The sequence below is a fragment of the Aliigemmobacter aestuarii genome, from assembly GCF_004799285.1.
GTDB classification, from domain to species: Bacteria; Pseudomonadota; Alphaproteobacteria; order Rhodobacterales; family Rhodobacteraceae; genus Aliigemmobacter; species Aliigemmobacter aestuarii.
In genome coordinates this window covers 493,405-519,418 of record NZ_SSND01000002.1, presented here as the reverse complement: position 1 = coordinate 519,418, position 26,014 = coordinate 493,405, and the positions used below count along the sequence as shown (strand labels likewise).

The following is a 26,014-nucleotide window of genomic DNA, read 5'->3' as shown; positions in this document are numbered from 1 at the left end:
CTCAACGAAAAAACCTGGTCAAAACGATCAGTACCATCCTTGACGCGGGGTGGAGCAGCCCGGTAGCTCGTCAGGCTCATAACCTGAAGGCCGCAGGTTCAAATCCTGCCCCCGCAACCAAAATATCAATACGAATCAATGCCTTGCACCCCGCTTTACCGCGGGGCTCTTTGCTGTCCAAATACCAGGTCAACAAACGCACAGAAACGGCGTGCAAGATCAGGGGGACAGTAGGCCCGCAGGATCAGGAACGCGCGAAAACCGCAGGAGGGAAGTGGTCGACAGGAAAGGCGTCTAAGGCAAATAACGCCATCGGGGTCTCGTTCATGCTCGCGCCTGGTTTTCCTCCAGCCAGTTTCAGCTCGGCAGAAGCGTAAAGTGGAGCAACTCACATGTTGTTCAGGTCAGGCGGCATGCGATGTGGCAGGGCGGCGGCGCCATCGGCTGCGTCGTTATGGACGTCCGCCATCCCCACGCCATAGCAGGCCATCGAACACTGTCAGCCGTGGCTTGGCGCCCGCGTCGTGCAGCCATGCTTCTGTAGCGCGGGCCGCTGCAACCGGCATGACCGGATCATCGGCGCCGTGAAGCAGCGTGATGGGCGGCCAGTCGCTGCGTGGAGCGACCGGCCCCGCCAACCGCCCCGACAGCGCGACCACGCCCGCCGCCGGCAGACCTGCGGCAACCGCGTGCAATGCCATGATCGCGCCCTGGGAAAAGCCGATCAGCAGGCCGTCGCGGGGATCGCCGACGCTTTCGATCAGGCGGACGAAGGCGGGTAGCGCCTCGGTCACGCGGGCGGGACGGTTTGCTTCCGTCACCCCCTTGACCGAGAACCATTGCCGCCCCGGCCCCATGTCAAAGGGATGCGGACCGTCGAGAAATACCGCCGGCTGCGGCAGGGCGAGTCCTTCTGCCAGAGGGCGCATTGCCGCGCCCGTGCCCCCGACGCCGTGCAGGAAGATGACCTGCCGATAGAGCGGGGTCATTTGACGGCTTCCAGCAGGGCGGTCACATGATCTGGCCCTGCCGGGACGATGCCTGTGGGGTTCAACGCCTTGATCGAGTAATATCCGGCCTTGATGTGGTCGAGGTTGACGGTCTCGCGCACGCCGGGCAGGCGCAGGACGCGTCCCATGTAGGCCGAGAGGCGCGGATAGTCGGCGATGCGGCGCCGGTTGGTCTTGAAGAGGCCGTGATAGGCCGCATCGAAACGGATCAAGGTCACGAAGAGGCGCATGTCGGCCTCGGTGAAGCGGGGGCCAAAGAGGTACTCACCCGTAAGCCGCTTCTCAAGTAGGTCGAGCATCTGGAACACGCCCGCCACCGCCTCATCATAGGCGCCTTGCGAGGAGGCAAAGCCCGCCTTGTAGACACCGTTGTTCAGCCGATCATAAACCTCGGCGTTCAGCGCGTCGATGTCGGAGGCGAGGTCGGCGGGGTAGAGGTCCGGCCTGTCTGGAACCAGGTCGGCGAAGGCGGTATTGAACATCCGCACGATGTCGGCGCTTTCGTTGCTGACCATCGTGTCGGTTGCCTCGTCCCACAGGACCGGCACAGTGGCGCGGCCGGTGTAGTCGTCATCGGCGCGGGTGTAGAGTTCGTGCAGATGGGCGGCGCCGTGCAGCGGGTCGATGTCGGCATCGGGATACCCGCCGAAGCCCCAACCCTGCGCTGTCAGCACCGGGTTGACGACTGTGACGGGGATCAGATCCTCGAGCCCCTTCAGCTTGCGGGCGATCAGCGTGCGCGAGGCCCAGGGGCAGATCAGCGCAACATAAAGGCGATACCGCCCGGGCTCGGCCTTGAAGCCGCCGGTGCCGGTCGGCCCGGGCGCACCATCGGCGGTGATCCAGTTGCGGAACGAGGACTGCTGGCGGACAAAGCGCCCCTCCCCGTCCTTGGCCTGCACCGGGTGCCAGTCCGCCGTCCATTTTCCGTTTATCAGCATCGCGCAGTTCCTTCGGTGTAAGGTGGGCCGCGCCGGGGGACCGGCGCGGCAAGGCTTTCCATCAGGCGTATTGGACGCGGGGCGCCTGCTTGTTCGAGGGCACAAGCGCATAGGCGCCGTCGCCAAGCGCGGCCAGTGCCGCCTGCACCACGGCCCACATCACCGGGTATTCCCAGCCGCCGTTCGGGTTCGACCAGTTGAAGCCAAAGGCCCCATGGCCAAAGTATGCAGCGCCAAGCAGCACCGGCACCAGTGCCAGCGACACGAGCCGCGCCTTGACCCCCAGGATCAGGGCAAGGCCACCGACGATCTCGACCAGCAGGGTCAGGTAGCCCAAGGCACCGGGCAGGCCGATGCTCTCGAAATATCCCGCGGTCCCGGCCGGGGTGAAGACGAACAGCTTCACCAGACCGTGGAACAGGAACAGCGCACCGGTCGTGACGCGCAGGGCGAGGATGCCGTAAGGGGCGGATTTGTTGTCGATCATGGTCTTGATCCTTTGGATGCGAGGTCAGTGGGAAAGCCAGGCGGGCGCGATCTGGGTGCCTTGCCCCAGCATGTAGCCGAACTGGATGTTGAGGTAGGCGAGCGGTTCGATGTAGCGGGCGTTCGAAAGCGGTCCGGCATCGCGGGCGTCAAAGCCCGCGTCCTTTGCCAGCGCGATCACGGCGGCCTTGGCATCGGCGTCATCGGCGGCGACGAAGGTTTGCACCGGGGTCGCGCCGAAGCTAAGCCCCTGGTCGTAGACCTGTGCGAAAACCGTGTTGAAGGCCTTCACCACTGTCGCGCCGGAAAGCGCCCGGGCGATCTCCTCGGCGGCCGAGATCTCATGCCCGATCGTCAGGCCCGAGAAGTCGTCCTTCACCGGGTTGGTCACATCGACCACGATCTTGCCTGCGAAATCGACGACTTCTGCCAGACCGGCCGCAGCGGTGTAAGGCACCGCCAGGATCACCACATCCGCAGCCTGAACCGCCGGGCGAACCTCGGAGGCCCGCACCGACACGCCCTTTGCGGCGAGCTTGGCCGCTGCCTCCGCGCCGCCCTTGCGGTCGGACAGCGTGACCTCGTTCTTGCCATTTGCTAGAACCGAGGCCAAGCCTGCGCCGATGCCGCCGGTTCCGATGATTGCGATCTTCATTTTCATCTCTCCATCCTTCAGCCTTGCGACCATCCTGGCCGCCTTGGTCATGCCGGGAATATGCGCCTGGCTTCGTCTGGCGAAAATGGCGAAGGCATGGTATTACTTTCGCCAAAATGTTCTGAATGGGTGAGCTATGGATCTGGTGGACGGGATGCGCGTCTTCGTCGCCTCGGTGGAAACCGGTTCCTTCTCGGGGGCGGCTACGCGGCTTGGCATCTCGCCCAAGCTCGCCTCGAAATACATGGCCGAACTGGAGGCACAGCTTGGAGCGCAGCTCTTGCATCGCACGACGCGCCGCCTTGGCCTCACGGTCGCGGGCGAACAGCTCATGGCGCAGGTGCCCGACTGGCTGGACCAGCTGGACGAGATGCAGAACAGCCTGCGAGAGGAGCGGCGTGGCCTGTCGGGCACGATCCGGGTTTCGGCCGCCGTGACGTATGGCGAGATGTTCCTGGCCCCTCTCCTTCGCCGGTTCCGCGAACCGCACCCCGACCTGACCATCGACCTTCGCCTGTCGGACCGCTTTGTCGATCTGGCCGGCGAAGGGATCGATGTGGCGATCCGTATCGGCCGGCTGGACGATTCCGCGTTGATGGCGCGCAAGCTGGGCCAGATCCGCCTGATGCTGGTCGCTTCACCTGGGTATCTTGCGCGTGCCGGTCGGCTTGAAACCCTCGACGATTTGACCCGCCATGCGTGCCTGCGGGACACCAACATGCGCGGCGACGGCGCCTGGCCGCTCTATCAGGGCAACCAACTGACCCGCGTTCCGGTTTCCGGTCGTTTCCTGGCCAACAGTGCCCGCGTCGCGCGCGACCTTGCGATCGAGGGCGAGGGCATCGCGCTTTGCCCCGACTACGTCGTGCAGGTCAGCATCGAAAGGGGCGATCTGGAACATGTCTTGCCGCAGGTCTGCGGGCCGCAGCTCGACATCCACGCGGTGCATCTTCCACAACGCCGCATGGCCCGCAGGACGCGGGCGTTGATGGATTTTCTTGTCGGAAATCTTGCACGTTCCCCAACTGCAGAGAAACCAGTGCCGGACTGATCGCGTGTCGTTGAAGAGCGGATCGGCGCGGCAAGCCAGGGTCAGCAAGGTCGTGGAGGGCGACTTTTTCCCGTTGAAGGGCAAGTCCCGACGCATTCGCATCCGGGGGCTCGACGCGCCGGAATGGAACCATCAAGAGGCGCAACAGCCACGTTCACCGGTCGTAGTCTGATCTCTTGCGAGCAACTTCACCGTGCAGTTCCAGACATCGCTGCGCAATTGATCCGGTCCTATACGCCGTCACTCTCCGCCGCTGTTCGGGGCGGGCCTGCCGGCCTCGGCCACCAGTGCTGCGAGGCGAAAGAACCCGTGGACCATCTTGGAAAATGGTATCAGGAGGAACAGCACCATGACGGTGGCCAGATGCACGGCCAGCAGCGGGCCGACGGCGCCGGTTCCCGTGGCGGCATAAAGCGCAAGGCCGGTCAGGGCGACCGCCCCCAGAAGCAGGACAAAGGCCATCTCGCCACCCCAGACCCTTGCCGCGCCAAGTGCGGGATCGGCCCTCAGCTTCAGCCGTGCCAGCCCGACCGTTCCCGCCACCATCATCACCCCGCCCGGAACGCCCAGAACTTTTGGCAGCGAGATCAGCGGATAGGGCGCCTGCCAGCCAAGGACATAGTGCATGACGGTTCCGCTGGCCGTCGAGGCAAAGCAAAGAAGGAAGCCATGCATCGTCAACTGGTGGAACACCCGGCGCCGATCCGAATACCGGTCGCCGTTCTCGAAGTTGCATCCTTCGCCATGGCCGCCCGAAAGGTTCTTCATCCGCGCCACCTGATCGAAGGCGCGCAACAGATGCGAGGGTCGAACCGCCCCGCCGCCGATCTCGCGCCAGTATGCGCGCAGCGACAGGGCAATCAGCGCCAGTGGCAGAAGGAAGGCCGGGGTAAAGATCGCGACCATCGTGCCATGCGCCAGATGGGCATAGAACCCCTCGCCCGTCTCGGGGCGCAATGCCGATAACGCCCAGAAGAACCCCGCCAGCATGGCGACCAGCAGCGCGGCCATCGCAACCCCATGCGTCTGGAACAGCCGCGCCAGCGATTGCGGGCGGGCCAGACGTTCCCAGCTTTCCGCCCGCACCTCGGCCAGCGCGGCGGGGATGTTCAGCGCGAATTCGTGCGGGTCGGTGTACTGGCAGGCGTAATAGCAGCCCCGGCAGTTGTGGCAGAGGTTCGCAAGTTGCGTCAGGTCGCCATCGGCGAAGGTCTTGGTCCGTGTCATGGCCGGGAAGACCGAACAGAACCCCTCGCAATAGCGGCAGGCATTGCAGATCTCGATCTGTCGGCGTGCCTCTTCGGTGGCGGTCAGGGCCGGCGGCGAAAGGTCAAGCGACATGGGCGGCGGCCTCCTTGCCCGCGATGCGTCCGAAGACGGTGCCGATGGTCATGCCGAACCCGGCCAGATAGCCCTGCCCGAGGATGGATCCCGCCATGATCTCGCCCGCGGCCCACAGGTTGCGGATCGGGCCTTCGGCGGAATGGACCTGCGCGCGGGCGTCCACCTTCAGCCCGAGATAGGTGAAGGTGACGCCGGGGCGCAGCTGGTAGCCGTAGAAAGGCGGCGTATCCAGCGGCCGTGCCCAGTTGGTCTTGGGCACGTTCAGCCCGACGGTGCGCAGCCCGTCCAGCTCTGTCGGGTGGAACGCCCCCGGCTGGCAGGCGGCGTTGAAGCCGTCCACCGTGCGGCGCACGGCTGCCGGGTCCAGGCCCATCTGGCTGGCCAGCCCCTCGATCGTGTCGGCCTTCACCGGCGGAAAGACCGAGGGCATGAACAGGTCGATCGATTTCGCGTCGATCAGCGCAAAGCCCACCTGATCGGGTTGCGCCGCCACCAGACGGCCCCAGATCGCGTAACGTTTGGGCCAGACATCCTCGCCCTCGTCGTAGAAGCGTTCGCCATCCTTGTTCACGACGATGGAAAATGGCACGCAATCCAGCCGCGTGACGATGCCGCCATCGAACTTCGGGGCGCGTCCGTCGATGGCGACGGCGTGGCATTGTGTGGGGTCGCCCACGCTATCCGCCCCCTGATCCAGCATGTCGCGCAGCACGACGCCCCGGTTGTAGGGGGTGCCGCGGATCAGGAAGTTGCGCGCCGCTGGCCCCCAGGCGCGGGCGAGCCAGTCGATATCGGCCTGGAACCCGCCCGAGGCCAGAACGAAGGCGCGGGCCTTCACGGTGACGGGGCGCCCGGCGATGTCAGCCTCAAGATGGGTGATGCGGTCGCCGTCGCGGTGGACGTGGCGCACCTCGGCCTCGTAGGCCACCGTCACGCCAAGATCGGCGGCGGTGTTGTAATAGGCGTTCACCAAGGCCTTGCCCCCGCCAAGGAAGAAGGCGTTCGTGCGTGACAGGCTGAGCGTTCCCGACAGCGAGGGCTGGAACCGAACGCCATGCGCCTGCATCCATCGCAGACATGCCTCGGACGACCGGATCACCAGCCGGGCCAATGCCTCGTCCGTCTTGCCCTTGGTCACCAGCATCAGGTCATCAAGGTATTCGTCTTCCCCGTAGGTGCCGGTCAGCGGATACATCGGCCCCTGATGCATGCAGCGGAAGTTGCGGGTGTGGCGGCTGTTGCCGCCGCGATAGGGCAGCGGCGCGCTTTCAAGGATCAGCACGCTTGCCCCGGCCTCGGCCGCCGTCATCGCGGCGCAAAGCGCGGCATTGCCCCCGCCCACCACCGCCAGGTCGAATGTCTCTGACCAGTGCCTCATGCCCCTTTCCGTCATGGCCCTTTCCGTCATGGCCCGTCCTCAAGCGGAATGTCGCGGCCCCGCATGCCGCGGATGCGGGCGGACAGGGCCGCGCCCACATGGCTGCGCATCGCGGCTTCGGCCCTTGCGCCATCGCGCGCCCGAAGCGCCTCAAGCACGGCGGAATGTTCCCTGACCGCGACAGCGGCGCGGGACGGATCGGCCAGTGTCGTCGGGCCGAGGATCAGCAGCGTCTTCTGCAACGCACTCATGGATTTCACCAGAAACCGGTTGCGCGCGGAATCCAGCAGGCTGCGGTGAAACTGCCGGTTCAACTCGCGCGCCTGCGGGCCAGCGGGTGCCGCAGCCAGTTCGGCGTTCAGGGCTTCCAGTTCCTCAAGCTCGATGTCCGATGCCGCGCGGGCTGCAAGGCGGGCCGCCGTGCCTTCCAGGACGGCGCGCATCTCGTAAAGTTCCACCACCTCGGCATGGTCGAGGCTGCGGATGGTCGCGCCTTGTCGCGGCAGGTGGGTCACCAGCCCGTCGGCCTCCAGCTGGCGGATCGCCTCGCGCACGGGGGTGCGGCTGATGCCCAGCCTTTCGGCCAGTTCGGTTTCGCGAAGCCGCGCGCCGGGGCCAAGCGCACCGCTGCGGATATCGTCCAGAAGACGCCGATAGGCGCCCTGACCCTGGGGAAGCTCGGTGTCTTCTGGCATGAAACGACTCGCCGGTGGATTTCTGTATCCTGATGTATGCAGATGGATACATTATTGCGCAAGATGCCAGTGGCCATCACTTGCCGACCGCCCTTTCCATTTCACTGCAGGCCCGAGGCTGGACCGAACAGAGCCGGCTGGCCGGCCGCCCAAGGATTCCGCACAAGGCAGGGGATCTGCCGGATAAACGGGCGTTGGCCAGAAATGGGGTGACGATGCGCCTGCAAGGTATTGCATCCGTGCGGTCCCTGGCCAACGCCCTGTGGGACAAGGGTGTTTCCGGCATGGCGCGGCTGTCCATCATTGTTGTCGAACGCGATCGCGACCGCGCCTTGCGGATCGTGGATGGCCTGATGGCATCGGGCGACCACGCGATCACGGTCATTGCCGAAGAAACCGGACTGGCTCGGCGGATTGCGGAACAGCGGCCCGACATCGTGCTGATCGACGCGGGCGACCCGTCGCGCGATGTGCTGGAAGAGCTTGCGCTGGTTTCCGGCCCGATGGAGCGGCCGGTTGCGATGTTCGTGGACCGGTCCGACGAAAACCTGACCCGCGCCGCGATCGAGGCCGGGGTGTCGGCCTATGTGGTTGACGGGCTGAAGCCGGAACGGATCAAGCCGATCCTCGATGCCGCGATTGCGCGGTTCCACATGTTCCAGAAGATGCGCGCCGAACTGGCAGCCACAAAGGCGGCGCTGGAGGATCGCAAGATCATCGACCGCGCCAAGGCCATTCTGATGAAGGCGCGGGGGATCGACGAAGAGGCCGCCTATGCCTTGCTGCGCAAGACCGCGATGGACCAGAACCGCCGCATGGCCGATATCGCGCAGCAGCTGGTGATGGCAGCGGGGCTTCTGACATGAGCCTGACGCAACTGCGCCTTGGCTATGTGCCGCTGACGGATGCCGCCCCCCTGATCGTTGCGGCCGAGCTTGGCTTTGCCGCCGAAGAGGGGTTGGAGCTGGACCTGATCCGCCTGCAAAGCTGGGCGCAATGCCGCGACATGCTGGGGCTGGGCGGTATCGACGCGGCCCATATGCTGGTGCCCTTGCCGATTGCTCAGGCGCTGGGGCTGGGTCCGGCCTATCCGCAGTTTGTTCTGGCCATGGTCCTTTCGGTCGGCGGTCAGGCCATCGCGGTCAGCGCCGACCTGGCCGAGGCGATGCGGTCCGCCGGTCACGGCTTCGGGTTCGATGACCCGATGGCCGCGCGCGATGCGCTGGCGCGCGCTGTTCCCGGCATGTTGCGCGTGGGCGTGCCTTTTCCCTTTTCTACGCAATCCGAACTGGTGCGGCGCTGGCTTTTCGGCGGCGATCTGGCGGGGCGGATGTCGATCCATACGGTGCCGCCGCCGCGGATGGCCGATGCCCTTGCCGCAGGAGAGGTCGATGCCTTTTGTGTCGGAGAGCCCTGGGCCTCGTATGCCGTGGAGCGCGGTCTTGGTGCGCTGGTGTTGGCGGGGCGGTCGATCTGGGCCTCGCCGCCGGAAAAGGGGTTGGTCCTGACGCGGGATTTCGCCGAAGGCCGACCGGGAGAGACGGGCCGGCTGATGCGCGCGGTCTGGCGGGCCTGTCGTTGGCTGGACGTGCCAGAGAACCGGACAACAGCGGCGGAAATCCTGTCGCGGTCAGAGTATCTGAACCTGCCGCCGGAACTCAGCGAACGCGGGTTGATGGGCCGGCTGCACATCAGCGCGCAAGGCGAGGTGCGGCAGTATCCCGGTTTCATCCGGTTCCATGAGGGGGCGGCGAATTTTCCGTGGCGCAGTCTGGCCGCCCTGTTTGCCCGCCGGATTGCCGGGTTGCATGGTCTGGACGAGGCCACGGCGATGGCTTCGGCGATGGCCTGCTTCCGCACCGATCTGTATCGCCAGCACCTGCGGGTCGCGGGGGCGGACCTGCCCGGTGCCTCGGCCCGGGTCGAAGGGGCCATGCTGCATCCGACGGCTGTCGCCTCGGAAAAGGGGCAGATGATTCTGGGTCCTGATGCCTTCTTTGACGGCGAAACCTTCGACCCGCCGTTTGCCAAGCGATGAAGATTTCAGCGACGCCCGCGCTGTCTGCGGAAATCTGATGCTGCAAGTGCGATACTGCAATGCAGCACTTGACGACGAGCGGCACCTGGCTGCAGCCTGAGATCAAGCGAAGGACAACGGCGTCTTTCGAAGACTGTCACCGCAAGGATGCGGTTCCCCGAAATGGCAATGAGGCCACCGATCCCGATTCATGTCGGCGATTGCGGTGGCTTTTTTCGTTCAACCCAGCCGTCAGCCCCTGACCGGGGCCCTGCCAGAGGAATTGCCCGATGACACTGACCCTTCCTTCGCGTCGCTCCTTCCTGAAATCGGCTGCCGGCATGGCCGCCACCGCCGCCGCGGCCAAGCTGGCCCTGCCGGGCGGGGCCTGGGCGGCGACCTCCACGCCCGAAGTGACCGGGGCCAAACTGGGCTATATCGCGCTGACCGACAGCGCCCCGCTGATCATCGCGCTGGAGAAGGGCCTTTTTGCCAAGCACGGCATGCCTGATGTGCTGGTGGAAAAGCAGGCCAGCTGGGGCGCCACGCGCGACAACATGGCACTGGGGTCGGCCAACGGCGGGATCGACGGCGGGCACATCCTGCGTCCGAAGGTGCATCTGTATTCCACCGGAAAGGTGATGCAGAACAACCAGCCGTTGCCGATGTACACCCTGTTGGGGCTGAACGAGAACTGCCAGGGCCTTTCGGTAATGCAGGCCTACGCCGATCTTGGCGTGGGTCTGGACAGTGCGCCCCTGAAGGACGTGTTCGCAGCCAAGAAGGCCGCAGGCGCAGAAGTGCCGGTGGCGATGACCTTCCCGGGCGGAACGCATGACCTGTGGATGCGCTACTGGCTGGCGGCGGGCGGGATCGACCCGACGAAGGATGTCGACCTGATCGTGGTTCCGCCGCCGCAGATGGTGGCCAACATGAAGGTCGGCAACATGGAGGCCTTCTGCGTCGGTGAGCCGTGGAACGAGCAGCTGGTCAACCAGGGGATCGGTTTTACCGCCACCACGACGGGCGAGCTGTGGCTGAACCACCCCGAGAAGGTCCTGGGCATGCGCGCCGACTGGGTGGATGCGAACCCCAACGCGACCGTCGCGCTGATGATGGCGGTGATGGAGGCGCAGATCTGGTGCGAAGACGCCGCCAACAAGGACGAGATGGCCGAGATCATCGGACGGCGTCAGTGGTACAACGTGCCGACGGCCGATATCAGCGGCCGCATCAAGGGCGAGTTCAACTACGGAAACGGAAAGAAGGTTTCGGACCCGTCGCTGGCGATGACCTTCTGGCGGAATGGCGCGACGTCCTTCCCGTGGAAGTCGCTGGACAGCTGGTTCATCACCGAAAACAAGCGCTGGGGGTATTTTCCGGGCGATCTGGACACCAAGGCCACGGTGGACGCGACGAACCGCAGCGATCTGTGGCTGCAGGCGGCGGCGGGTCTGGGGCTGGATACCTCGGGCTTTGGCGACAGCCGGGGGGTCGAGACCTTCTTTGATGGCAAGATCTTCGATCCGGCAAACCCGGATGCCTACCTCGACAGCCTGTCGATCAAGGCCATGGCGTAAGGGAGGGGTGGCATGTCCGTTGTTGCGTTGAAAACCCCGCCGGCCGAACAGGCCAAGCCATCGGCAAAGGTCATGACCATGCCGTCTGCCCCGAAACCCCGGCTGGCAGTCGGGCGGATCCTGTCCGAGACCGCGGCAAAGGTCCTGCCGCCGCTGGTGGTGGTGATGCTGCTGCTGGCGGTCTGGCAGGTCGCCTTTTCCGGGGAAGGTTCGGGTCTCCCAACCCCCGCCACTGTATGGGCCGAGAGCGCCGACCTTATCCTCGACCCGTTCTATGTCTACGGGACCCAGGACATAGGCCTTGGCTGGCGGGTGCTGACCTCACTGGAGCGGGTGGCCTACGGGTTTGGGTTGGCCGCCGTCGTGGGCGTGCTCGTCGGCGCGGTGCTGGGGCAGTCTGCGTTGATGATGCGGGGGTTTGACCCGATCTTTCAGGTGCTGCGCACCGTGCCGCCCTTGGCCTGGCTGCCGATCAGCCTGGCAGCCTTCATGGACAGCCGACCCTCGGCCATCTTCGTGATCTTCATCACCGCGATCTGGCCGATCATCATCAACACCGCCGCCGGGGTCCGCGCCATTCCGCAGGATTACCGCAACGTTGCCGCCGTCTTGCGCCTGAACCAGATGGAATTCTTCTGGAATATCATGGTGCCGGCGGCCGCGCCCTACATCTTTTCGGGCCTGCGGATCGGGGTGGGCCTGTCTTGGCTGGCGATCGTGGCGGCGGAAATGCTGACCGGCGGTGTCGGGATCGGGTTCTTCATCTGGGACGCATGGAACAGCAGCCGCCTGACCGACATCATCGTGGCGCTGGTCTACATCGGGCTGACAGGGTTCGTGCTGGACCGTCTGGTCGGCTGGATCGGGCGCGTCGTGTCGCGCGGAACGGCAGAGTAACGGAAATGGATCAAAGCTATCTCAAGATCGACCGCGTCTTCAAAAGCTTCTCGAAAGGCGCAAAGACGACCGAGGTCCTGGCCGACATCCGGCTGACCATAGACAAGGGCGAATTCGTATCGATCATCGGCCATTCCGGCTGCGGCAAGTCCACACTGTTGAACCTGATCGCCGGGCTGACAGGGGTCACCACGGGTGCGATCAAGCTGGAAGGGCGCGAGGTGAACGCCCCCGGCCCCGACCGCGCGGTGGTGTTCCAGAACCACAGCCTGCTGCCGTGGCTGTCGGTCTATGACAATGTCAAGCTGGCGGTGACCAAGGTTTTTGGGGCAACGAAGACCAAGGCCGAACGCCACGACTGGATCATGCAGAACCTTGATCTGGTGCAGATGACCCATGCCGCCGACAAGCGGCCCGGGGAAATATCGGGCGGGATGCGGCAGCGCGTGGGCATCGCGCGGGCGCTGGCGATGGAGCCGAAGATCCTGCTTCTGGACGAACCCTTCGGCGCGCTGGATGCGCTGACCCGGGCACATCTGCAGGACGCGGTGATGGACATTCACGCGCGGCTGAAGAACACCATGATCATGATCACCCATGACGTGGACGAGGCCGTGCTGCTTGCCGACCGCATCGTGATGATGACCAACGGTCCGGCGGCATCCATCGGAGAGGTGCTGCCCGTCGCCATCCCCCGCCCGCGCGACCGCATCGCGCTGGCCAGCCAGCCCGATTACGTCCGCGCCCGCGAGGCGGTGCTGCGGTTCCTGTACGAACGTCACCGTTTTGTCGAAGCGGCGGAGTGACCAGCGATGAAACAGAGACTTGTGGTGATCGGCGCTGGCATGGCCTCAGGCCGCATGCTGGAGCACATCTTCGAAGCGGGCGGCGATTTCGACGTCACGCTTTTCAACGCCGAGCCGCGCGGCAACTACAACCGGCTGATGCTGTCGCCGGTGCTGTCGGGCGAGAAGAGCTATGACGAGATCGTCACCCATGATGCCGACTGGTACACAAGCCATGGCGTCGACTGCCGGTTTGGCGAGTCGGTCGTCAAGATCGACCGGGAGAACCGGGTGGTCTATTCGGCGCAAGGCGGGGTGCGCTATGACGCATTGGTGATCGCCACGGGGTCCGCCCCCTTCATCATCCCGGTGCCGGGCAAGGACCTGCCCGGTGTCTGCACCTACCGCGATCTGGAAGATACCAACGCGATGATCGCAGCCAGCCGTCCGGGCGCGAAGGCGGTGGTGATCGGCGGCGGCCTTCTGGGGCTGGAGGCGGCGGCGGGCATGGCCGCGCGCGGGGCGGATGTGACGGTGATCCACCTGATGGGCCACCTGATGGAGCGGCAACTGGACCCTGCGGCGGGGTATCTTTTGCAAAAGGACCTGGAGGCGCGCGGGATCAGGGTTCACTGCAAGGGGGCCACCAAGGCCATTCTTGGAAACACCCGTGTCGAGGCCGTGCTGCTGGAGGATGGCACGGTCTACCCTGCCGACCTTGTCTGCATGGCGGTGGGCATCCGGCCGGAAGTAAGACTTGCCAATGACGCGCATCTCGACGTCGGGCGCGGCATCACGGTGAACGACCAGTTGCGCACGTCCGACCCGGCGATCTTTGCGCTGGGAGAATGCGTGGAGCATGACCAGCAACTTTTCGGGCTGGTGGCGCCGCTTTATGACCAGGCCAAGGTGCTGGCCGCGACCCTGCTGGGGCAGGAGGCCGCGTTCAAGCCTGTCCAGACCGCGACAAAGCTGAAAGTCACCGGGGTTGACCTGTTCAGCGCGGGCGATTTTGCCGAAGGCCCGGGGCGCGAGGATATCGTATTCCGCGATCCGGGGCGCGGGGTCTACAAGCGGCTGATCCTCGAGGGCGACCAACTGATCGGCGCGGTGATGTATGGCGATACTGCCGACGGGTCGTGGTTCTTTGACCTGATCAAGCAGAAGAAAGACGTGTCCGACCTGCGCGACACGCTGATCTTCGGCCCGGCCTTTGCGGAGGGCGCTTCGGCAAACCCTCTGGCAGCCGTTGCAGCCTTGCCGCCTGAGGCGGAAATCTGCGGCTGCAACGGCGTCTGCAAGGGAAGGATCGTGCAGGCCATCGAAGGCGGGGCGACGACGCTGGACCTGGTCCGGGCGCAGACCAAGGCCAGCGCCAGCTGCGGCACCTGCACCGGACTGGTCGAGCAGGTCATGGCGCTGACCTTGGGCGACGGTTTCACCGCCATCGCCAATCCACCGATGTGCAAATGCACCGACCATACGCACGAAGACGTGCGGCGGCTGATCAAGTCCATGGGGCTGAAGTCCATCCCCGCAGTGATGCAGGAACTGGGATGGAAGACGGTCGGGGGCTGTGCCAGTTGTCGCCCGGCGCTGAATTACTACCTGATCTCGGATTGGCCGACCGAATATGTCGATGACCGCCAGTCCCGTTTCGTGAACGAACGCAACCACGCCAACATCCAGAAGGACGGCACCTATTCGGTCGTCCCACGCATGTGGGGCGGCGTGACCAGCCCGGCCGAGTTGCGCGCCATCGCCGATGCCGCGGAAAAGTACAGCGTGCCGATGGTCAAGGTCACGGGCGGCCAGCGGATCGACCTGCTGGGCGTCAGGAAGGAAGACCTGCCCGCGATCTGGTCGGACCTGAACGCCGCCGGGATGGTCTCGGGTCATGCCTATGCCAAGGGCCTGCGCACGGTAAAGACCTGTGTGGGGTCCGAATTCTGCCGCTTTGGCACGCAGGATTCGACCGGCCTCGGGATCAGGCTGGAGAAACTTCTCTGGGGGTCTTGGACGCCGGCCAAGGTCAAGCTCGCGGTCAGCGGCTGCCCGCGCAACTGCGCCGAGGCGACGTGCAAGGACATCGGGGTGGTCTGCGTGGACAGTGGCTATGAGATCAGCGTCGCCGGGGCCGCGGGGATGGACGTGAAGGAGACCGAATTCCTTTACAAGGCCACCACCGAGGACGAGGTGATGGAGGTGATCGCGGCCTTTGTCCAACTTTATCGCGAAAACGCCCGCTATCTGCACCGAATCTACAAATGGGTGGCGAAGGTGGGCCTTGATTGGTGCCGCGCACAAGTGGAGGACCCGGTGAACCGCCACGCGCTTCATGACCGGTTCATGCAAAGCCAATCGGTTTATCAGGCCGACCCCTGGGCCGAACACGCCACAACCCCGGCCGACTGGGCGCCGGTGGCCGACCTGACTTTGAGGGCTGCAGAATGAACGGGTTCATCGACATCGCCGCGCTTGACGACATCCCCCGCCAGGGAGCCCGGGTGGTGAAGACCCCGCAGGGCTGCATTGCCATCTTCCGCACCGCCGACGACCAGGTCTTTGCGATCGACGATCGCTGCCCGCACAAGGCCGGCCCGCTGTCCGAAGGGATCGTGCATGGAACGTCGGTGACCTGTCCCCTGCATGCGATGGTGTTCGATCTGGCAACCGGTCTTTCTGTCGGGGCGGACGAAGGGGCGGTGCGCCGTTACGCCGTGCGCGTCGAGGCTGGCCGGGTGCTGCTGGATGCCGAATTCCTTCTGCGGCGGTCGGCGGCGTGATGTCGGGTTCGCCTGCGATCTTGCGCGCATCACGGCATGAAGGCGCTTCGATCATCCGGACGACTTGTCCCTATTGCGGTGTGGGATGCGGTGTTCTTGCCGCCCCGGACGGCAAGGGGGGCGTCACCGTGACGGGCGACCCGGATCATCCTGCGAACCGCGGGCGCCTGTGCGTGAAGGGCGCGGCACTGGGAGAGACCCTGGCGACCGATGGGCGTCTTCTGGCGCCGCGCATCAACGGGGCAGAGGCCGGATGGGACGCTGCGCTGTACCTCATCGCGCAGCGGTTTGCCCGGACCATCGCCATGCACGGGCCGGATTCGGTGGCGCTCTATGTCTCGGGTCAGTTGCTGACCGAGGATTACTATGTGGCCAACAAGCTGATGAAAGGCTTCATCGGCAGCGCCAATATCGACACCAACAGCCGCCTTTGCATGGCCTCTTCCGTTGCCGGGCACCGCCGGGCCTTCGGCACGGACACCGTTCCCGGACAGTATGAGGATCTGGAACTGGCCGATCTGGTGGTTCTGGTCGGCTCCAACCTCGCCTGGTGCCACCCGGTTCTGCACCAGCGGCTTCTTGCCGCGAAGGCCGCGCGGGGCACGAAGATCGTGGTCATCGACCCGCGCCGCACCGCGACCTGCGAAGGCGCGGACCTGCATCTGGCGCTGGCCCCCGGGGCGGATGCGCATCTGTTCAACCTCCTGCTTTGCCACCTGTTCGACCGCGGTCGTTCTTGCACGGACTTTCTGCCGCGGCTGACCGGAACTGATGTTGCCGTCGCCGCAGCCCGGACCAGCCGGGCCGAGGATACCGGGCTGTCGCCCGCCGATCTGGACGGTTTCCTTGCCCTCTGGGCAGGCACCGAGAAGGTCGTGACCGTCTATTCGCAAGGCATCAACCAGTCTGACAGCGGCACCGACAAGGTGAACGCGATCCTGAACTGCCACCTTGCCACCGGCCGGATCGGCCGCCCCGGCATGGGGCCGTTCTCGGTCACCGGCCAGCCCAATGCCATGGGTGGGCGCGAGGTGGGGGGGCTGGCCAATATGCTGGCCTGCCACCTGGATCTGGAAAACCCGGCGCACCGCGCCGCCGTGCAGAGGTTCTGGGCCAGCCCGACCATGGCCGAAAGGCCGGGCTTGAAGGCCGTCGACATGTTCCGCGCGGTAGAGGACGGCCGGATCAAGGCGCTGTGGATCCTGCACACCAACCCTGCCGTCTCGATGCCCGATGCCGACCGCGTGGCACGGGCGATCGCGAGCTGTGACTTCGTGGCTGTCAGCGACGCCTTCGGCTCGACCGATACGGCCCGTCTGGCACATGTCCTGCTGCCGGCCACCGCCTGGGGGGAAAAGGACGGCACGGTCACCAACTCTGAACGCATGATGAGCCGCCAACGCGCCTTCCTGCCTGCGCCGGGGCAGGCGCGCCCCGACTGGTGGCAGTTGGCGCAAGTGGCGCGTCGGATGGGGTTTTCCGGGTTTGACTGGACCTCGCCCGCCGAGATTTTTTCCGAGTATGCCGCGCTTTCGGGCGTGGCGGGGGCGCTTGGCAGCGACTTCGACATCTCGGGGTTGCGGGGGGCCGACTATGAGGCGCTTGCCCCCGTGGTCTGGCCGCTGGCGGCGCGAAAGGGCGGGCGGTTCTTTGGCGACGGGCGGTTTCACACCCCCGACGGGCGCGGGCGGATGGTTCCCGTCACGGCCCGGCTGCCAGAAGCCACGTCCGCCGAGCATCCTTTTCGTCTGAACACCGGTCGGGTGCGCGATCAGTGGCACACGATGACCCGCACCGGACTTTCGTCGCGCCTGTCCCAACATCTGGGCGAGCCCTATCTTGAAATCCATCCGGCTGATGCCGCGCGTCTGGGCCTTGCCCCTGCCGCGCTGGCCGAGGTGACCAGCCCGCAAGGCCGCGCAATCTTGCGGGCGATGGTCAGCGATGCCGTTGCCCCCGGCCACCCCTTCGCGCCGATGCACTGGACAGGCGAAACCGCCCCCTCCGGCCGTGTCGATGCGCTGGTCGCGGCGGTGACCGACCTCGTCTCGGGCCAGCCGGCCAGCAAATCGACCCCGGTTGCAATCCGCCCCTTTTCCGCCGGCTGGTATGGCTTTGCCGTATCGAGCCACGACCTGGCGCCCGCTTGCGACTACTGGGCCAAGGCTCCGGTCGTGGGCGGGGTGCAGGTGGAACTGGCAGGGGCATGCGCCCCGGACGACTGGGCGGACTGGGCCTCGCGGCTGTTCGGCACGGCACCGACGGCCGCCGTGTCGGATCCCGGGCGCGGCACGCATCGCTTTGCCTTCGCCCAGGACGGCCAGTTGAAAGGCGCCGTCTTTGTTGCGCGGGACCCTGTGCTGGTGGCGCGAGGTCACGTTGCATCCATGCTGGGCAAGGCCGAGAGCGGGGCATTGGCCGGTCGGCCCGGTGCGGATCAGCCCGACCCCGGGCCGACCGTCTGCGCCTGTCTGAACGTCGGGTTGAACAGCATCCTGCGCGCCATCGCGGAAGGGCATGCGCTCAGCGTGCAGTCTTTGGGCGAGGCGCTTGGTGCGGGCACGAACTGCGGTTCCTGCCGCCCCGAACTTGCGGCTCTGATCCACCGCCACAGCCACCGCGAGGCCGCAGAATGACCTTTCTGCAGCCTCCGTCCCACATCGTTCCTGCCGTCGGTGGGACCCGTGGCCGGATCCCACCGACCGGTGCCGGCGCCGGTGCGGCGGACCTTCCGACCCTGCGGGCGATCCGCTGTCCGGGGCAGGCGGATGGTTGCCGGCGAAGGGGGCCGAGCGGTGAGCATTCTCTTCTGGCCGACCGTGGCCAAGACGCCGACTGGTTCGGGGACGCGTTGAAAGACGGGGGCATAACGCCCTGCGTCCCGGGCAGGAAGTCGCGTGGCGGGTCGCCACACCTGCGACAGATGCCTGAGGGCCATCTTCTGCGCCTTCGCCGCGACCGTCAGTTCTGGCTGCAACGCGGGAACCAGAGCAAGCGCTGAAGCGACCAGCAGCGAAGGCATGGCCCGCATCAAGACATGATCAGCCCGCCGTCCACGTTGATCGTCTGGCCGGTGATATAGGCTGCATCCGCCGAAGCGAGGAAGGCGACAAGTGCCCCGACTTCTGCCGGTGTGCCGGCCCGCCCCATGGGAATGCCCTCGACCCATTCGGCCATAAGCTCGCCCGGTCCGTATTCTCCCAGCATCTTGCCCCATACGCGGTCATTGTAGTCCCACATTTCAGTGTGAATTATGCCGGGGCAGATCGCATTTGCGGTGATCCCTTCGCGGGCGAGTTCCTTCGCAAGGCTCTGGGTGAGGCCAACAACGCCGAACTTTGAAGCGGCGTAATGCGGCGTGTAGATGAAACCCTGCCGCGCCTGCCCAGAGGCCGTATTCACCAGACGTCCCTTCGTGCCGCTTGCGCGAAAGCGGCGGATCGCTTCCTGGCAGCACAGAAAGACGCCCTTGGTGTTGACGTCCAGGTTCAAATCCCATTCCCGTTCGGTAAGGTCTTCCACCTTCGCGATGGTGATCACACCCGCGTTCTGTACCGAGACCGATAGCGGCCCAAGCCTTTCCTCGGCCTCGCCGAAAGCCGCCCTTATGGCACCGCTGTCCGTAACGTCGAGGATCAGTCCCAGAACCTCGGTTCCGGTTTCCGCGGCAATTTCGCGGGCGGCGTCCGGGGTATCCTTGTCGATCGCAGCGATGGCAACCTTCGCCCCTTCTTGAGCAAAGCGAGTGGCGATGCCCCGACCGATCCCCTTGTTTCCGCCTGTGACCATGACCGTCTGTCCGGCAAAGCGCTTCATGTCGTCTCCTTTGAATTGCGCGGCAGACGATCCATCTTTCAGGAGGTCAGGCGCGCCGCGGTGAATTTGTCGGTCACGAGTATGTCGATGATTCCAAGTTTCAGGGCGCCTTCAATGGCTTCGGTCTTCGAGGCGCCGCCAGCCAGGGCCATGACCCGCCTGGCTTTCTTGAGGTGGTCCAAGGTGACGCCGATGACGCGCTCGTTCAAAGGCGTGTCAACGGGTTGCCCGTCTTTGTCGTAGAACCGGAACGAGATTTCTCCGACGGCACCCGCTTCTTGCAGCAGTGCCATTTCTTGCTTGGAAAAGACGTTGCCGGATCGGGCCAGAAGTTCCGAGGGCTCGACTGCGCCAATGCCTACGATCGCAAGGCTCAGCCGATCAAAAAGATCCATCGTGCCGCGAACGACAGGGTCGGCAAGCATGACCAGCTTGGCCTCGCGCGACGATGTGATGCCTTGAACCAGAAGCAGGCGTGACTCGGCACCCGACAGGCGGGAAAGGCGCGAAATCAATTCGGTAGCGTGCGTCTGGACGGCGGACTCGCCCATCCCGCCAAGGATCTGCACCACATACTTTGCTTTCACGCCGCGGAAGGGATGAATGTTGTCCACCATCCGCAAAATGGTCTGGCTCCAGCTCGAAACCCCGATGATCTCGTCGGGTTGGAGGGTGACCTCAAGGAAATGCGCTGCCGCCTCGCCGATCCGCGCCATGATCGCCCCGTCGCGGTCTTCAGAGCAGTCGATCACAATCGCTTCGGTCAGCCCGAAGCGCTGCCTGAGGGATGCCTCAAGTTCCGCGAAAGTCCCGGGTGGAGGAATGATTGTCGTTCGGACGATATTTTCCTGCTCGGCACGCTTGAGCATGCGCGAGACTGTCGCCTGAGACATGTGCAGTTGGCCGGCAATCTCGGCTTGGCGTTTGCCTTCCGAGTGGTACATCTGCGCGACCCGCGCAATCAGTCTCAACTCGTTAGCTCTTCCCATGTCCCCTCCAAAGTGAATTTTTATTCACGCTTAAATGAAGACGTTTCCAAGGTCGAGCGTTGGATCGCGTCCCGCCAAACGGCCAGCCGGGCCGCGGCATCGCCTGGCCGCGGATGCAGTTCATTGTCATGACGCGGAAGGGCCGCGATGTCATCGAGGCCTGACCAGACTCCCAGCGACAGGCCAGCGAGATAGGCCGCCCCTATTGCTGACGCCTCGGGGGCATCGCACTGGATCAACGGATGATTCAGGGTGTCGGAGACACATTGCATGAGGAAGGTATTCTTGCTTGGCCCGCCATCGGCAAAGAGCCTGCCCAACGGCGCTGGCGACTGGCTCGACATGACAGCGAACACGTCATGCGCCTGGAATGCGATGGAGTCAGTCACCGACCGCGCCATCTGCGCCCGCGATGTGTTGAAGGTAATGCCACAGAACAGGGCGCGGGCCTCGGCATGCCAATGCGGCGCGCCAAGGCCGACAAAGGCCGGCACAAAACCCGGGCCACCGGGCTCTGCCGTTGCGGCCAGGTCGGTCAGCGCCTGCACATCTTCCAGCCCCAGCATCTCGACCATCCATGGCAGGGCGGCAGCGGAAACCAGAATGTTCCCCTCGAAGGCATAGGTCGGTGTCCCGTTGATCGACCATGCGATCGTGGTGGTGATGCCGCCTTGCGGCGCAATGAACCCCGGCAAGGTGGTCATGATCGAGGATCCGGTGCCGAATGTTACTTTTCCGTCGCCCGGACGGAATGCGCCGTGACCGAACAATGCCGCATGACTGTCACCGATGGCCGCGGCAATAGGTGTGCCGTCTCGCAGCCCGGCAACACCGCGGGTCACGCCGAAAACGGACGCGCTGTCGTGCACTTCCGGCAAGCAAGCCCTCGGAACGCCGAAAAGCGTGCAAAGCTCGTCGCTCCATTCCTGACGATTCAGATCGAACAGCTGGCTTCTGGCAGCATTGGATGCATCGCAGCCATGAACCTTGCCATCGGTCAGGCAATGGATCAGCCAGGAATCGATCGTGCCGACGCGCGCATCCACCCCTTCTTGGACGCGATCCAGCAGCCATTTCATCTTGGGGCCCGGAAACATCGGATCAATCGGAAGCCCGGTCAGGTCTTGCACCCTTGGGGCATGTCCGGCTTCTATCAGCTCTGCACATACCGCAGAGGTCCGACGGCACTGCCAACTGACCACAGGACCGAGAGGAGCGCCGCTCACCGCGTCCCAGACCGTTACAGATTCACGCTGATTGGAAATTGCCACTCCAAGAATTTCGACAGCCGGACCGTTTGCCAGACATTGCGCGATTGCCTCCTGCACAGATGCCCAGATCCGCAGCGGATCTTGTTCAACCCAGCCCGGCTTTGGATGCTCGATGCCCACGGCTGCCGACCCGCGCGAAAGGATCGACCCCTCAGGTGAAACCAGGACGGCCTTCGAATTCGTGGTGCCCTGATCGATGGCGAGGATGGCTCGGGTCATATCAGCTCCGGGAGGAAATATGTGGGGCGCGACCACGGGAGGAAAGTCGCGCCCCTGCAGGCCGAGGCCTTTTCAAGCGCGGCCGGACTTGCGGGCAAGCAGGGACTTGGCGGCTTCGGCGACGGCAGAGGGCGCCATTCCGAACTCATCGAGCAGGAACTCGGCCGAGCCGGTCGGCGCGAAGATGCCTGGAACGCCCAGGATCTTCATCGGAGCGGGGGCTTCCGCGACGACGACTTCGGCGATGGCTGAACCCAGGCCGCCGAAGACGGAGTGTTCCTCGGCCGTCAGGATCGCACCGGTATCCCGCACGGCTGCGACCACCGCTTCCACGTCGATCGGACGGACGGTGGCCATGTTCAATACACGCGCCTGGATGCCCTCGGTGGCCAGAATCTCGGCCGCCTTCATCATGCGATGGGTCAGGGTGCCGTTGGCGATCAGCGTCACCGCGTCGCCATCCCGCAGCAGGTTTGCCTTGCCCATCTGGAACACATGCCCCGCGGGCAAAAGGTCCGGGACCCCCACGCGGGAAAGGCGCAGGAACACAGGCCCGGGATAGTTTGCCGCCCACTCCACGGCAGCAGCCGTCTCGATCGAGTCGCAGGGGGCGATCACAGGAAGGTTGGGCAAGACCCTGGTCCACGCGAAGTCTTCGATGGAGTGGTGGGTTGGGCCGAGTTCACCGTAAGCCATGCCGGACGAAATCCCGACCAATTTCACATTGGCATTCGAGTAGGCAATGTCTGCCTTGACCTGCTCAAGCGAGCGGCCCGTCAGAAAGCACGAGGCCCCGCATACAAAAGGAAGAAGCCCCCCATTTGCCAGCCCGGCGCCGACCCCGACCATGTTCTGTTCGGCAATGCCGACATTGACAAGCCGTTCGGGGAACTTCGACTTGAAACCGCCAAGTTTCGACGATCCGACCGAGTCGTTGCACACCGCAACGACGTTCGGATTTTCGGCGCCGAGCCGTTCCAGGACCGCGACGAAGGCGTCCCGGCAGTCATGCAGTTTTGCGGGGGTGGCGATAGCGTTCATCACAAGGTCTCCGAAAGTTCAGCAAGCGCAATCTGGTACTGCTCGGCGTTAGGAACGCGGTGATGCCAGTCCACACGATCCTGCATGAAAGAGATGCCGTGGCCCTTGTTGGTATGCGCGACGATGCAATGAGGCCGGGCCGTTCGCTTTTCCAGGGCGGGCACGATTTCTGCCATTTCGTTGCCGTTGATCTCGGTCACGTCCCAGCCAAACGCCACAAGTTTCGACGCAAAGGGGGCGAGGTCGTTGGTGTCTTTCAGGGCCGCGCCTTGCTGAAAACGGTTGTGGTCGATGATCAGGGTCAAGTTATTCAACCCGAACTGGGCGGCGGAGCTGATAGCCTCCCAGTTCGAACCTTCCTGCATTTCGCCATCACCGGTCAGCACATAGGTATGGTACGTTGCGCCGCGCAACTTCGCTGCAAGTGCCATGCCGACCGCCACCGGCAAGCCATGACCAAGCGGCCCTGTATTGGTCTCCACCCCTGGCACCTTGTTGCAATTCGGATGTCCGTTCAGGCGCGAATGCGGTTTGAGGAAAGTGTGGATTTCTTCCTCGGGGATGAAACCACGTTTCGCCAGGGTGACATAGAGGGCAAGCGCGACGTGCCCCTTCGAAAGGACGAAGCGATCCCTTTCGGGATGCTTTGGCTGCTCCGGCCACACACGCAGCACCTTGAAGTAAAGCGCAGTGAGGATGTCGGTTGCCGACATTTCGCCGCCAATGTGTCCTGCGCCAGCTTCATAAACCGCCTGCAGATCGCGTAGGCGGATCTGTCGGGCGATGCGCTCGAGATCGTTCGGCTGCATGGAGTTCCTCGTGTGCATAATTATACAATTAGTAATATAGTTGCAGTTGCGGGCTTTCTGTCAAGCTAAAATGGGCATGGCGGCTAGGAGCAAGGCGGAAAAAGATGATTGACAGCCCTTCTTCGGATAAGTTACGCATTATCAACCGATATTGAATATTTATGCCGTCGATCAATTCCTGGGGCAGCGAGGGGGGCGGGCGCAATGACGACAGAAACGCGAGGGCGAACCCACAATGGTGGTTTCCAGATCCTGGGATCAATGAAAGGGGCCACCGGTCCGCTGATCGGACTGATTGTGCTGTGTCTCTTCCTGACATTCTGGACGGATACTTTCTTTTCTGTTCGGAACTTCCTGAACATCCTCGATCAGATCACGGTGCTCGGGATCATGGCCGTGGGCATGACGTTTGTGATTCTGATCGGCGGTATCGATCTGGCCGTCGGGTCGGTGATGGCCCTGACGATGATGGTGATGGGGTACCTGCACGTCGAAGCCGGCTTGGCGATGGGCATAGCGATCCCGGCGGCGCTTGTGGTGGCGGCGCTGAACGGGCTTGTTGCCGGCGTCCTGATAACGCGCTTCAACGTGCCTGCCTTCATCGCGACGCTTGCCATGATGTCGATCGCGCGCGGCCTTGCCAGCATGATCACGAATGGCCAGCAGATCATCGGGTTTCCTGCCTGGTTCAACCTTTCGGCCATCATCCGGTATGGTGGCTTTCTGACTATGACGGTCGCCCTGATGTTCGGCGTGTTCCTCATCGCCATCCTTTACCAAAGGTATCGGTATGGCGGGCGCGCCCTTTATGCCATCGGCGGAAACCCCGAAGTGGCGCGACTTGCAGGCATCAACGTCACCTTGATGACGATCATGGTCTATGTGGTCTGCAGTGTTCTTGCGGGCCTCTCGGGCATCGTTCTGGGTGCGCGCCTCGACTCGGTTCAGCCTTCGTCGGGTGTTGGATACGAGCTTGATGCGATTGCAGCTGTCGTGATCGGAGGAACCTCTCTTTCCGGCGGGACCGGGGGCATCGGCGGCACGATCATCGGGGTCCTGATCATCGGTGTTTTGCGCAACGGCCTGAATTTGTTGAGTGTCTCGCCCTTCATGCAACAAGTGATCATCGGACTTGTGATCGTGCTGGCTGTGACAGCCGAGACCTTCCGGAAGCGGAAATAGCGAACTTTTCCAGGCAGCCGCACGTTGCCTGGATTGCAAGACGACGGCCGATAACGACCGTCGAACAGGGAGGGGCCTCTCGCCAATCGGATGCCCCAATTCATGTCGGAGGAGAAACACATGAAACTCAAGAAGGTGCTGATGGCCGCGACTGCTTGTGCGGCACTGTTCTCGCCCATGGGGGCGTCTGCGGAAGCCGTCACCAAGATCGGTCTTGCGGTTCCCAACCTGCAGGCAGACTTCTTCAACCAGATCAAGCTTGGTGTCGAAAACTACGCCAAGGAAAAGGGTATCGAGGTCATCGTCGTCGATGCCAAAAATGACACCGCCACCCAGGTCAGCCAGGTCCAGGATCTGATGACCCAGGGCATCGATGCCTTCATCTACATTCCGGCCGGTGCTGCCGCGGCAGCGGTGCCGACCCGTCTGGCCCGTGAAGCCGGCATTCCGGTCATCAACGTCGACCGCTTCCCCGAGGGCGAGCCCGGTGACACGTTCATCGGTGGCGAAGGCGTGAACTCCTCCTACCAGGTGTGCAGCGAAATCATCAAGCGCGCCGGTGGCAGCGGCAAGATGGTCATCATCCACGGCCAGAAGGGCACCACGCCGGAAATCGACCGTACGGAAGGCTGCATGAAGGCAATCAGCGAAAACACGGGCGTTCAGCTGGTTGACCAGCAGTGGACCGAACGCTGGTCGGCCGACGAAGGCTTTGCGATCACGCAGAACATGCTGACCGCGAACCCGGACATCACCATGATCTTTGGTCAGGCCGATGGCATCGCGATGGGTGCCGCCAAGGCGGTTGACGTGGCGAACCTCTCGGACAAGGTTGTGATCGGCGGCTACGACGGTGACGGTTCCGCGCTTGAATATCTGGCGAAGTGCGAAGGCCCGTTCGTTGTGACCGCAACCCAGAGCACCCGTCGCATGGGTGTGTTGGCGGTTGACTCGGCCATCGCGGTTGCCGCTGGCGAAGAAGTTCCGGCGTCCCAGGTCTCTGAAGCTGTGCTGACGACCTGCGAAAACGCCGCCGAATTCGTGGCAAACCACCCGTAATCC

The 26,014-nt window shown here is 64.1% G+C and carries 23 protein-coding genes, 1 tRNA gene and 1 pseudogene; 13 read left to right on the top strand and 12 right to left on the bottom strand.

Features of this window, described 5'->3' with window-relative positions:
• Positions 1–43: 43 nt before the first annotated feature.
• Positions 44–120 (top strand) — tRNA-Met (locus E7811_RS11230).
• A gap of 332 nt (positions 121–452) precedes the next feature.
• Here E7811_RS11230 and E7811_RS11225 read toward each other — a convergent pair.
• The 4 genes from E7811_RS11225 to E7811_RS11210 form a co-directional block, all read right to left on the bottom strand.
• Positions 453–989 carry an alpha/beta hydrolase family protein gene (locus E7811_RS11225; protein ID WP_136394709.1) on the bottom strand — a complete coding sequence of 179 codons (537 nt, stop codon included), beginning with the start codon at positions 987–989 and terminating at the stop codon, positions 453–455.
• The gene (locus E7811_RS11220) at positions 986–1,951 is read right to left on the bottom strand and encodes a glutathione S-transferase family protein (RefSeq protein WP_136394708.1); all 966 of its coding nucleotides are present in this window, start codon (positions 1,949–1,951) and stop codon (positions 986–988) included. The genes E7811_RS11225 and E7811_RS11220 overlap by 4 nt, the downstream gene beginning before the upstream one ends.
• Positions 1,952–2,012: 61 nt before the next feature.
• On the bottom strand, positions 2,013–2,438 hold the full coding sequence (locus E7811_RS11215) for a DoxX family protein (RefSeq protein WP_136394707.1): 426 nt from the start codon (positions 2,436–2,438) through the stop codon (positions 2,013–2,015).
• 24 nt (positions 2,439–2,462) lie between these two features.
• Positions 2,463–3,098, bottom strand: a complete 636-nt coding sequence (locus E7811_RS11210) for an NADPH-dependent F420 reductase (protein WP_246020377.1) — start codon at positions 3,096–3,098, stop codon at positions 2,463–2,465.
• A gap of 130 nt (positions 3,099–3,228) precedes the next feature.
• Between E7811_RS11210 and E7811_RS11205 the strand changes: the two genes are divergently transcribed.
• Positions 3,229–4,143 (top strand): LysR family transcriptional regulator, encoded by a 915-nt coding sequence (locus E7811_RS11205; protein WP_136394706.1) that lies wholly within the window; start codon positions 3,229–3,231, stop codon positions 4,141–4,143.
• Between the two features lie 240 nt (positions 4,144–4,383).
• Here the strand turns inward: E7811_RS11205 and tcuB are convergent, their stop codons facing one another.
• From tcuB to E7811_RS11190, 3 genes are read right to left on the bottom strand one after another with little or no spacing between them, the layout of a single operon-like run.
• Positions 4,384–5,484: a tricarballylate utilization 4Fe-4S protein TcuB gene (gene tcuB / locus E7811_RS11200; protein WP_136394705.1), complete on the bottom strand. Its 1,101-nt coding sequence runs from the start codon at positions 5,482–5,484 to the stop codon at positions 4,384–4,386.
• A complete protein-coding gene (gene tcuA, locus E7811_RS11195) occupies positions 5,474–6,865 on the bottom strand; it encodes an FAD-dependent tricarballylate dehydrogenase TcuA (RefSeq protein ID WP_136394704.1) in 1,392 nt (463 codons plus the stop codon). The genes tcuB and tcuA overlap by 11 nt, the downstream gene beginning before the upstream one ends.
• 26 nt (positions 6,866–6,891) lie before the next feature.
• A complete protein-coding gene (locus E7811_RS11190; RefSeq protein WP_136394703.1) occupies positions 6,892–7,560 on the bottom strand; it encodes a GntR family transcriptional regulator in 669 nt (222 codons plus the stop codon).
• A 284-nt stretch (positions 7,561–7,844) separates the two neighbouring features.
• Between E7811_RS11190 and E7811_RS11185 the strand changes: the two genes are divergently transcribed.
• The 9 genes and pseudogenes from E7811_RS11185 to E7811_RS11145 all read left to right on the top strand — a co-directional run.
• A complete protein-coding gene (locus E7811_RS11185) occupies positions 7,845–8,426 on the top strand; it encodes an ANTAR domain-containing response regulator (RefSeq protein WP_136394759.1) in 582 nt (193 codons plus the stop codon).
• Complete coding sequence (locus tag E7811_RS11180) at positions 8,423–9,598, top strand: CmpA/NrtA family ABC transporter substrate-binding protein (RefSeq protein WP_136394702.1); 1,176 nt, start codon at positions 8,423–8,425, stop codon at positions 9,596–9,598. Before E7811_RS11185 ends, E7811_RS11180 begins: the two co-directional genes overlap by 4 nt.
• A 269-nt stretch (positions 9,599–9,867) precedes the next feature.
• The gene (locus tag E7811_RS11175) at positions 9,868–11,157 is read left to right on the top strand and encodes a CmpA/NrtA family ABC transporter substrate-binding protein (RefSeq protein WP_136394701.1); all 1,290 of its coding nucleotides are present in this window, start codon (positions 9,868–9,870) and stop codon (positions 11,155–11,157) included.
• Positions 11,158–11,169: 12 nt separating this feature from the next.
• Positions 11,170–12,054, top strand: coding sequence for a nitrate ABC transporter permease (gene ntrB, locus E7811_RS11170; RefSeq protein WP_136394700.1), 885 nt, complete (start codon positions 11,170–11,172; stop codon positions 12,052–12,054).
• Positions 12,055–12,059: 5 nt separating this feature from the next.
• Positions 12,060–12,860: an ABC transporter ATP-binding protein gene (locus E7811_RS11165; RefSeq protein WP_136394699.1), complete on the top strand. Its 801-nt coding sequence runs from the start codon at positions 12,060–12,062 to the stop codon at positions 12,858–12,860.
• A 6-nt stretch (positions 12,861–12,866) separates the two neighbouring features.
• Positions 12,867–15,293 carry a nitrite reductase large subunit NirB gene (nirB, locus tag E7811_RS11160; protein WP_136394698.1) on the top strand — a complete coding sequence of 809 codons (2,427 nt, stop codon included), beginning with the start codon at positions 12,867–12,869 and terminating at the stop codon, positions 15,291–15,293.
• Positions 15,290–15,625 (top strand): nitrite reductase small subunit NirD, encoded by a 336-nt coding sequence (gene nirD, locus E7811_RS11155; RefSeq protein ID WP_136394697.1) that lies wholly within the window; start codon positions 15,290–15,292, stop codon positions 15,623–15,625. The genes nirB and nirD overlap by 4 nt, the downstream gene beginning before the upstream one ends.
• Positions 15,625–18,261, top strand: a complete 2,637-nt coding sequence (locus E7811_RS11150) for a nitrate reductase (protein WP_136394696.1) — start codon at positions 15,625–15,627, stop codon at positions 18,259–18,261. The genes nirD and E7811_RS11150 overlap by 1 nt, the downstream gene beginning before the upstream one ends.
• Positions 18,262–18,431: 170 nt before the next feature.
• Positions 18,432–18,527: pseudogene (locus tag E7811_RS11145) on the top strand (IS5/IS1182 family transposase); the annotation flags it as partial.
• A gap of 128 nt (positions 18,528–18,655) precedes the next feature.
• Here E7811_RS11145 and E7811_RS11140 read toward each other — a convergent pair.
• From E7811_RS11140 to E7811_RS11120, 5 genes are all read right to left on the bottom strand, one after another.
• Entirely contained in the window at positions 18,656–19,441 is a 786-nt protein-coding gene (locus tag E7811_RS11140; RefSeq protein WP_136394695.1) for an SDR family oxidoreductase, read from the bottom strand.
• A gap of 38 nt (positions 19,442–19,479) precedes the next feature.
• Positions 19,480–20,412 (bottom strand): sugar-binding transcriptional regulator, encoded by a 933-nt coding sequence (locus E7811_RS11135; RefSeq protein ID WP_246020375.1) that lies wholly within the window; start codon positions 20,410–20,412, stop codon positions 19,480–19,482.
• Between the two features lie 38 nt (positions 20,413–20,450).
• Positions 20,451–21,920 (bottom strand): FGGY family carbohydrate kinase, encoded by a 1,470-nt coding sequence (locus tag E7811_RS11130; protein ID WP_136394693.1) that lies wholly within the window; start codon positions 21,918–21,920, stop codon positions 20,451–20,453.
• Positions 21,921–21,992: 72 nt separating this feature from the next.
• A complete protein-coding gene (locus tag E7811_RS11125; RefSeq protein WP_136394692.1) occupies positions 21,993–22,961 on the bottom strand; it encodes a transketolase family protein in 969 nt (322 codons plus the stop codon).
• Positions 22,961–23,770 carry a transketolase gene (locus E7811_RS11120; RefSeq protein WP_168732996.1) on the bottom strand — a complete coding sequence of 270 codons (810 nt, stop codon included), beginning with the start codon at positions 23,768–23,770 and terminating at the stop codon, positions 22,961–22,963. The genes E7811_RS11125 and E7811_RS11120 overlap by 1 nt, the downstream gene beginning before the upstream one ends.
• A 204-nt stretch (positions 23,771–23,974) precedes the next feature.
• Here E7811_RS11120 and E7811_RS11115 point away from each other — a divergent pair, with 204 nt between their 5' ends.
• Both E7811_RS11115 and E7811_RS11110 read left to right on the top strand, forming a co-directional pair.
• A complete protein-coding gene (locus E7811_RS11115; protein WP_136394690.1) occupies positions 23,975–24,952 on the top strand; it encodes an ABC transporter permease in 978 nt (325 codons plus the stop codon).
• A 120-nt stretch (positions 24,953–25,072) separates the two neighbouring features.
• Positions 25,073–26,011, top strand: a complete 939-nt coding sequence (locus E7811_RS11110; RefSeq protein ID WP_136394689.1) for a substrate-binding domain-containing protein — start codon at positions 25,073–25,075, stop codon at positions 26,009–26,011.
• Positions 26,012–26,014: the final 3 nt, after the last annotated feature.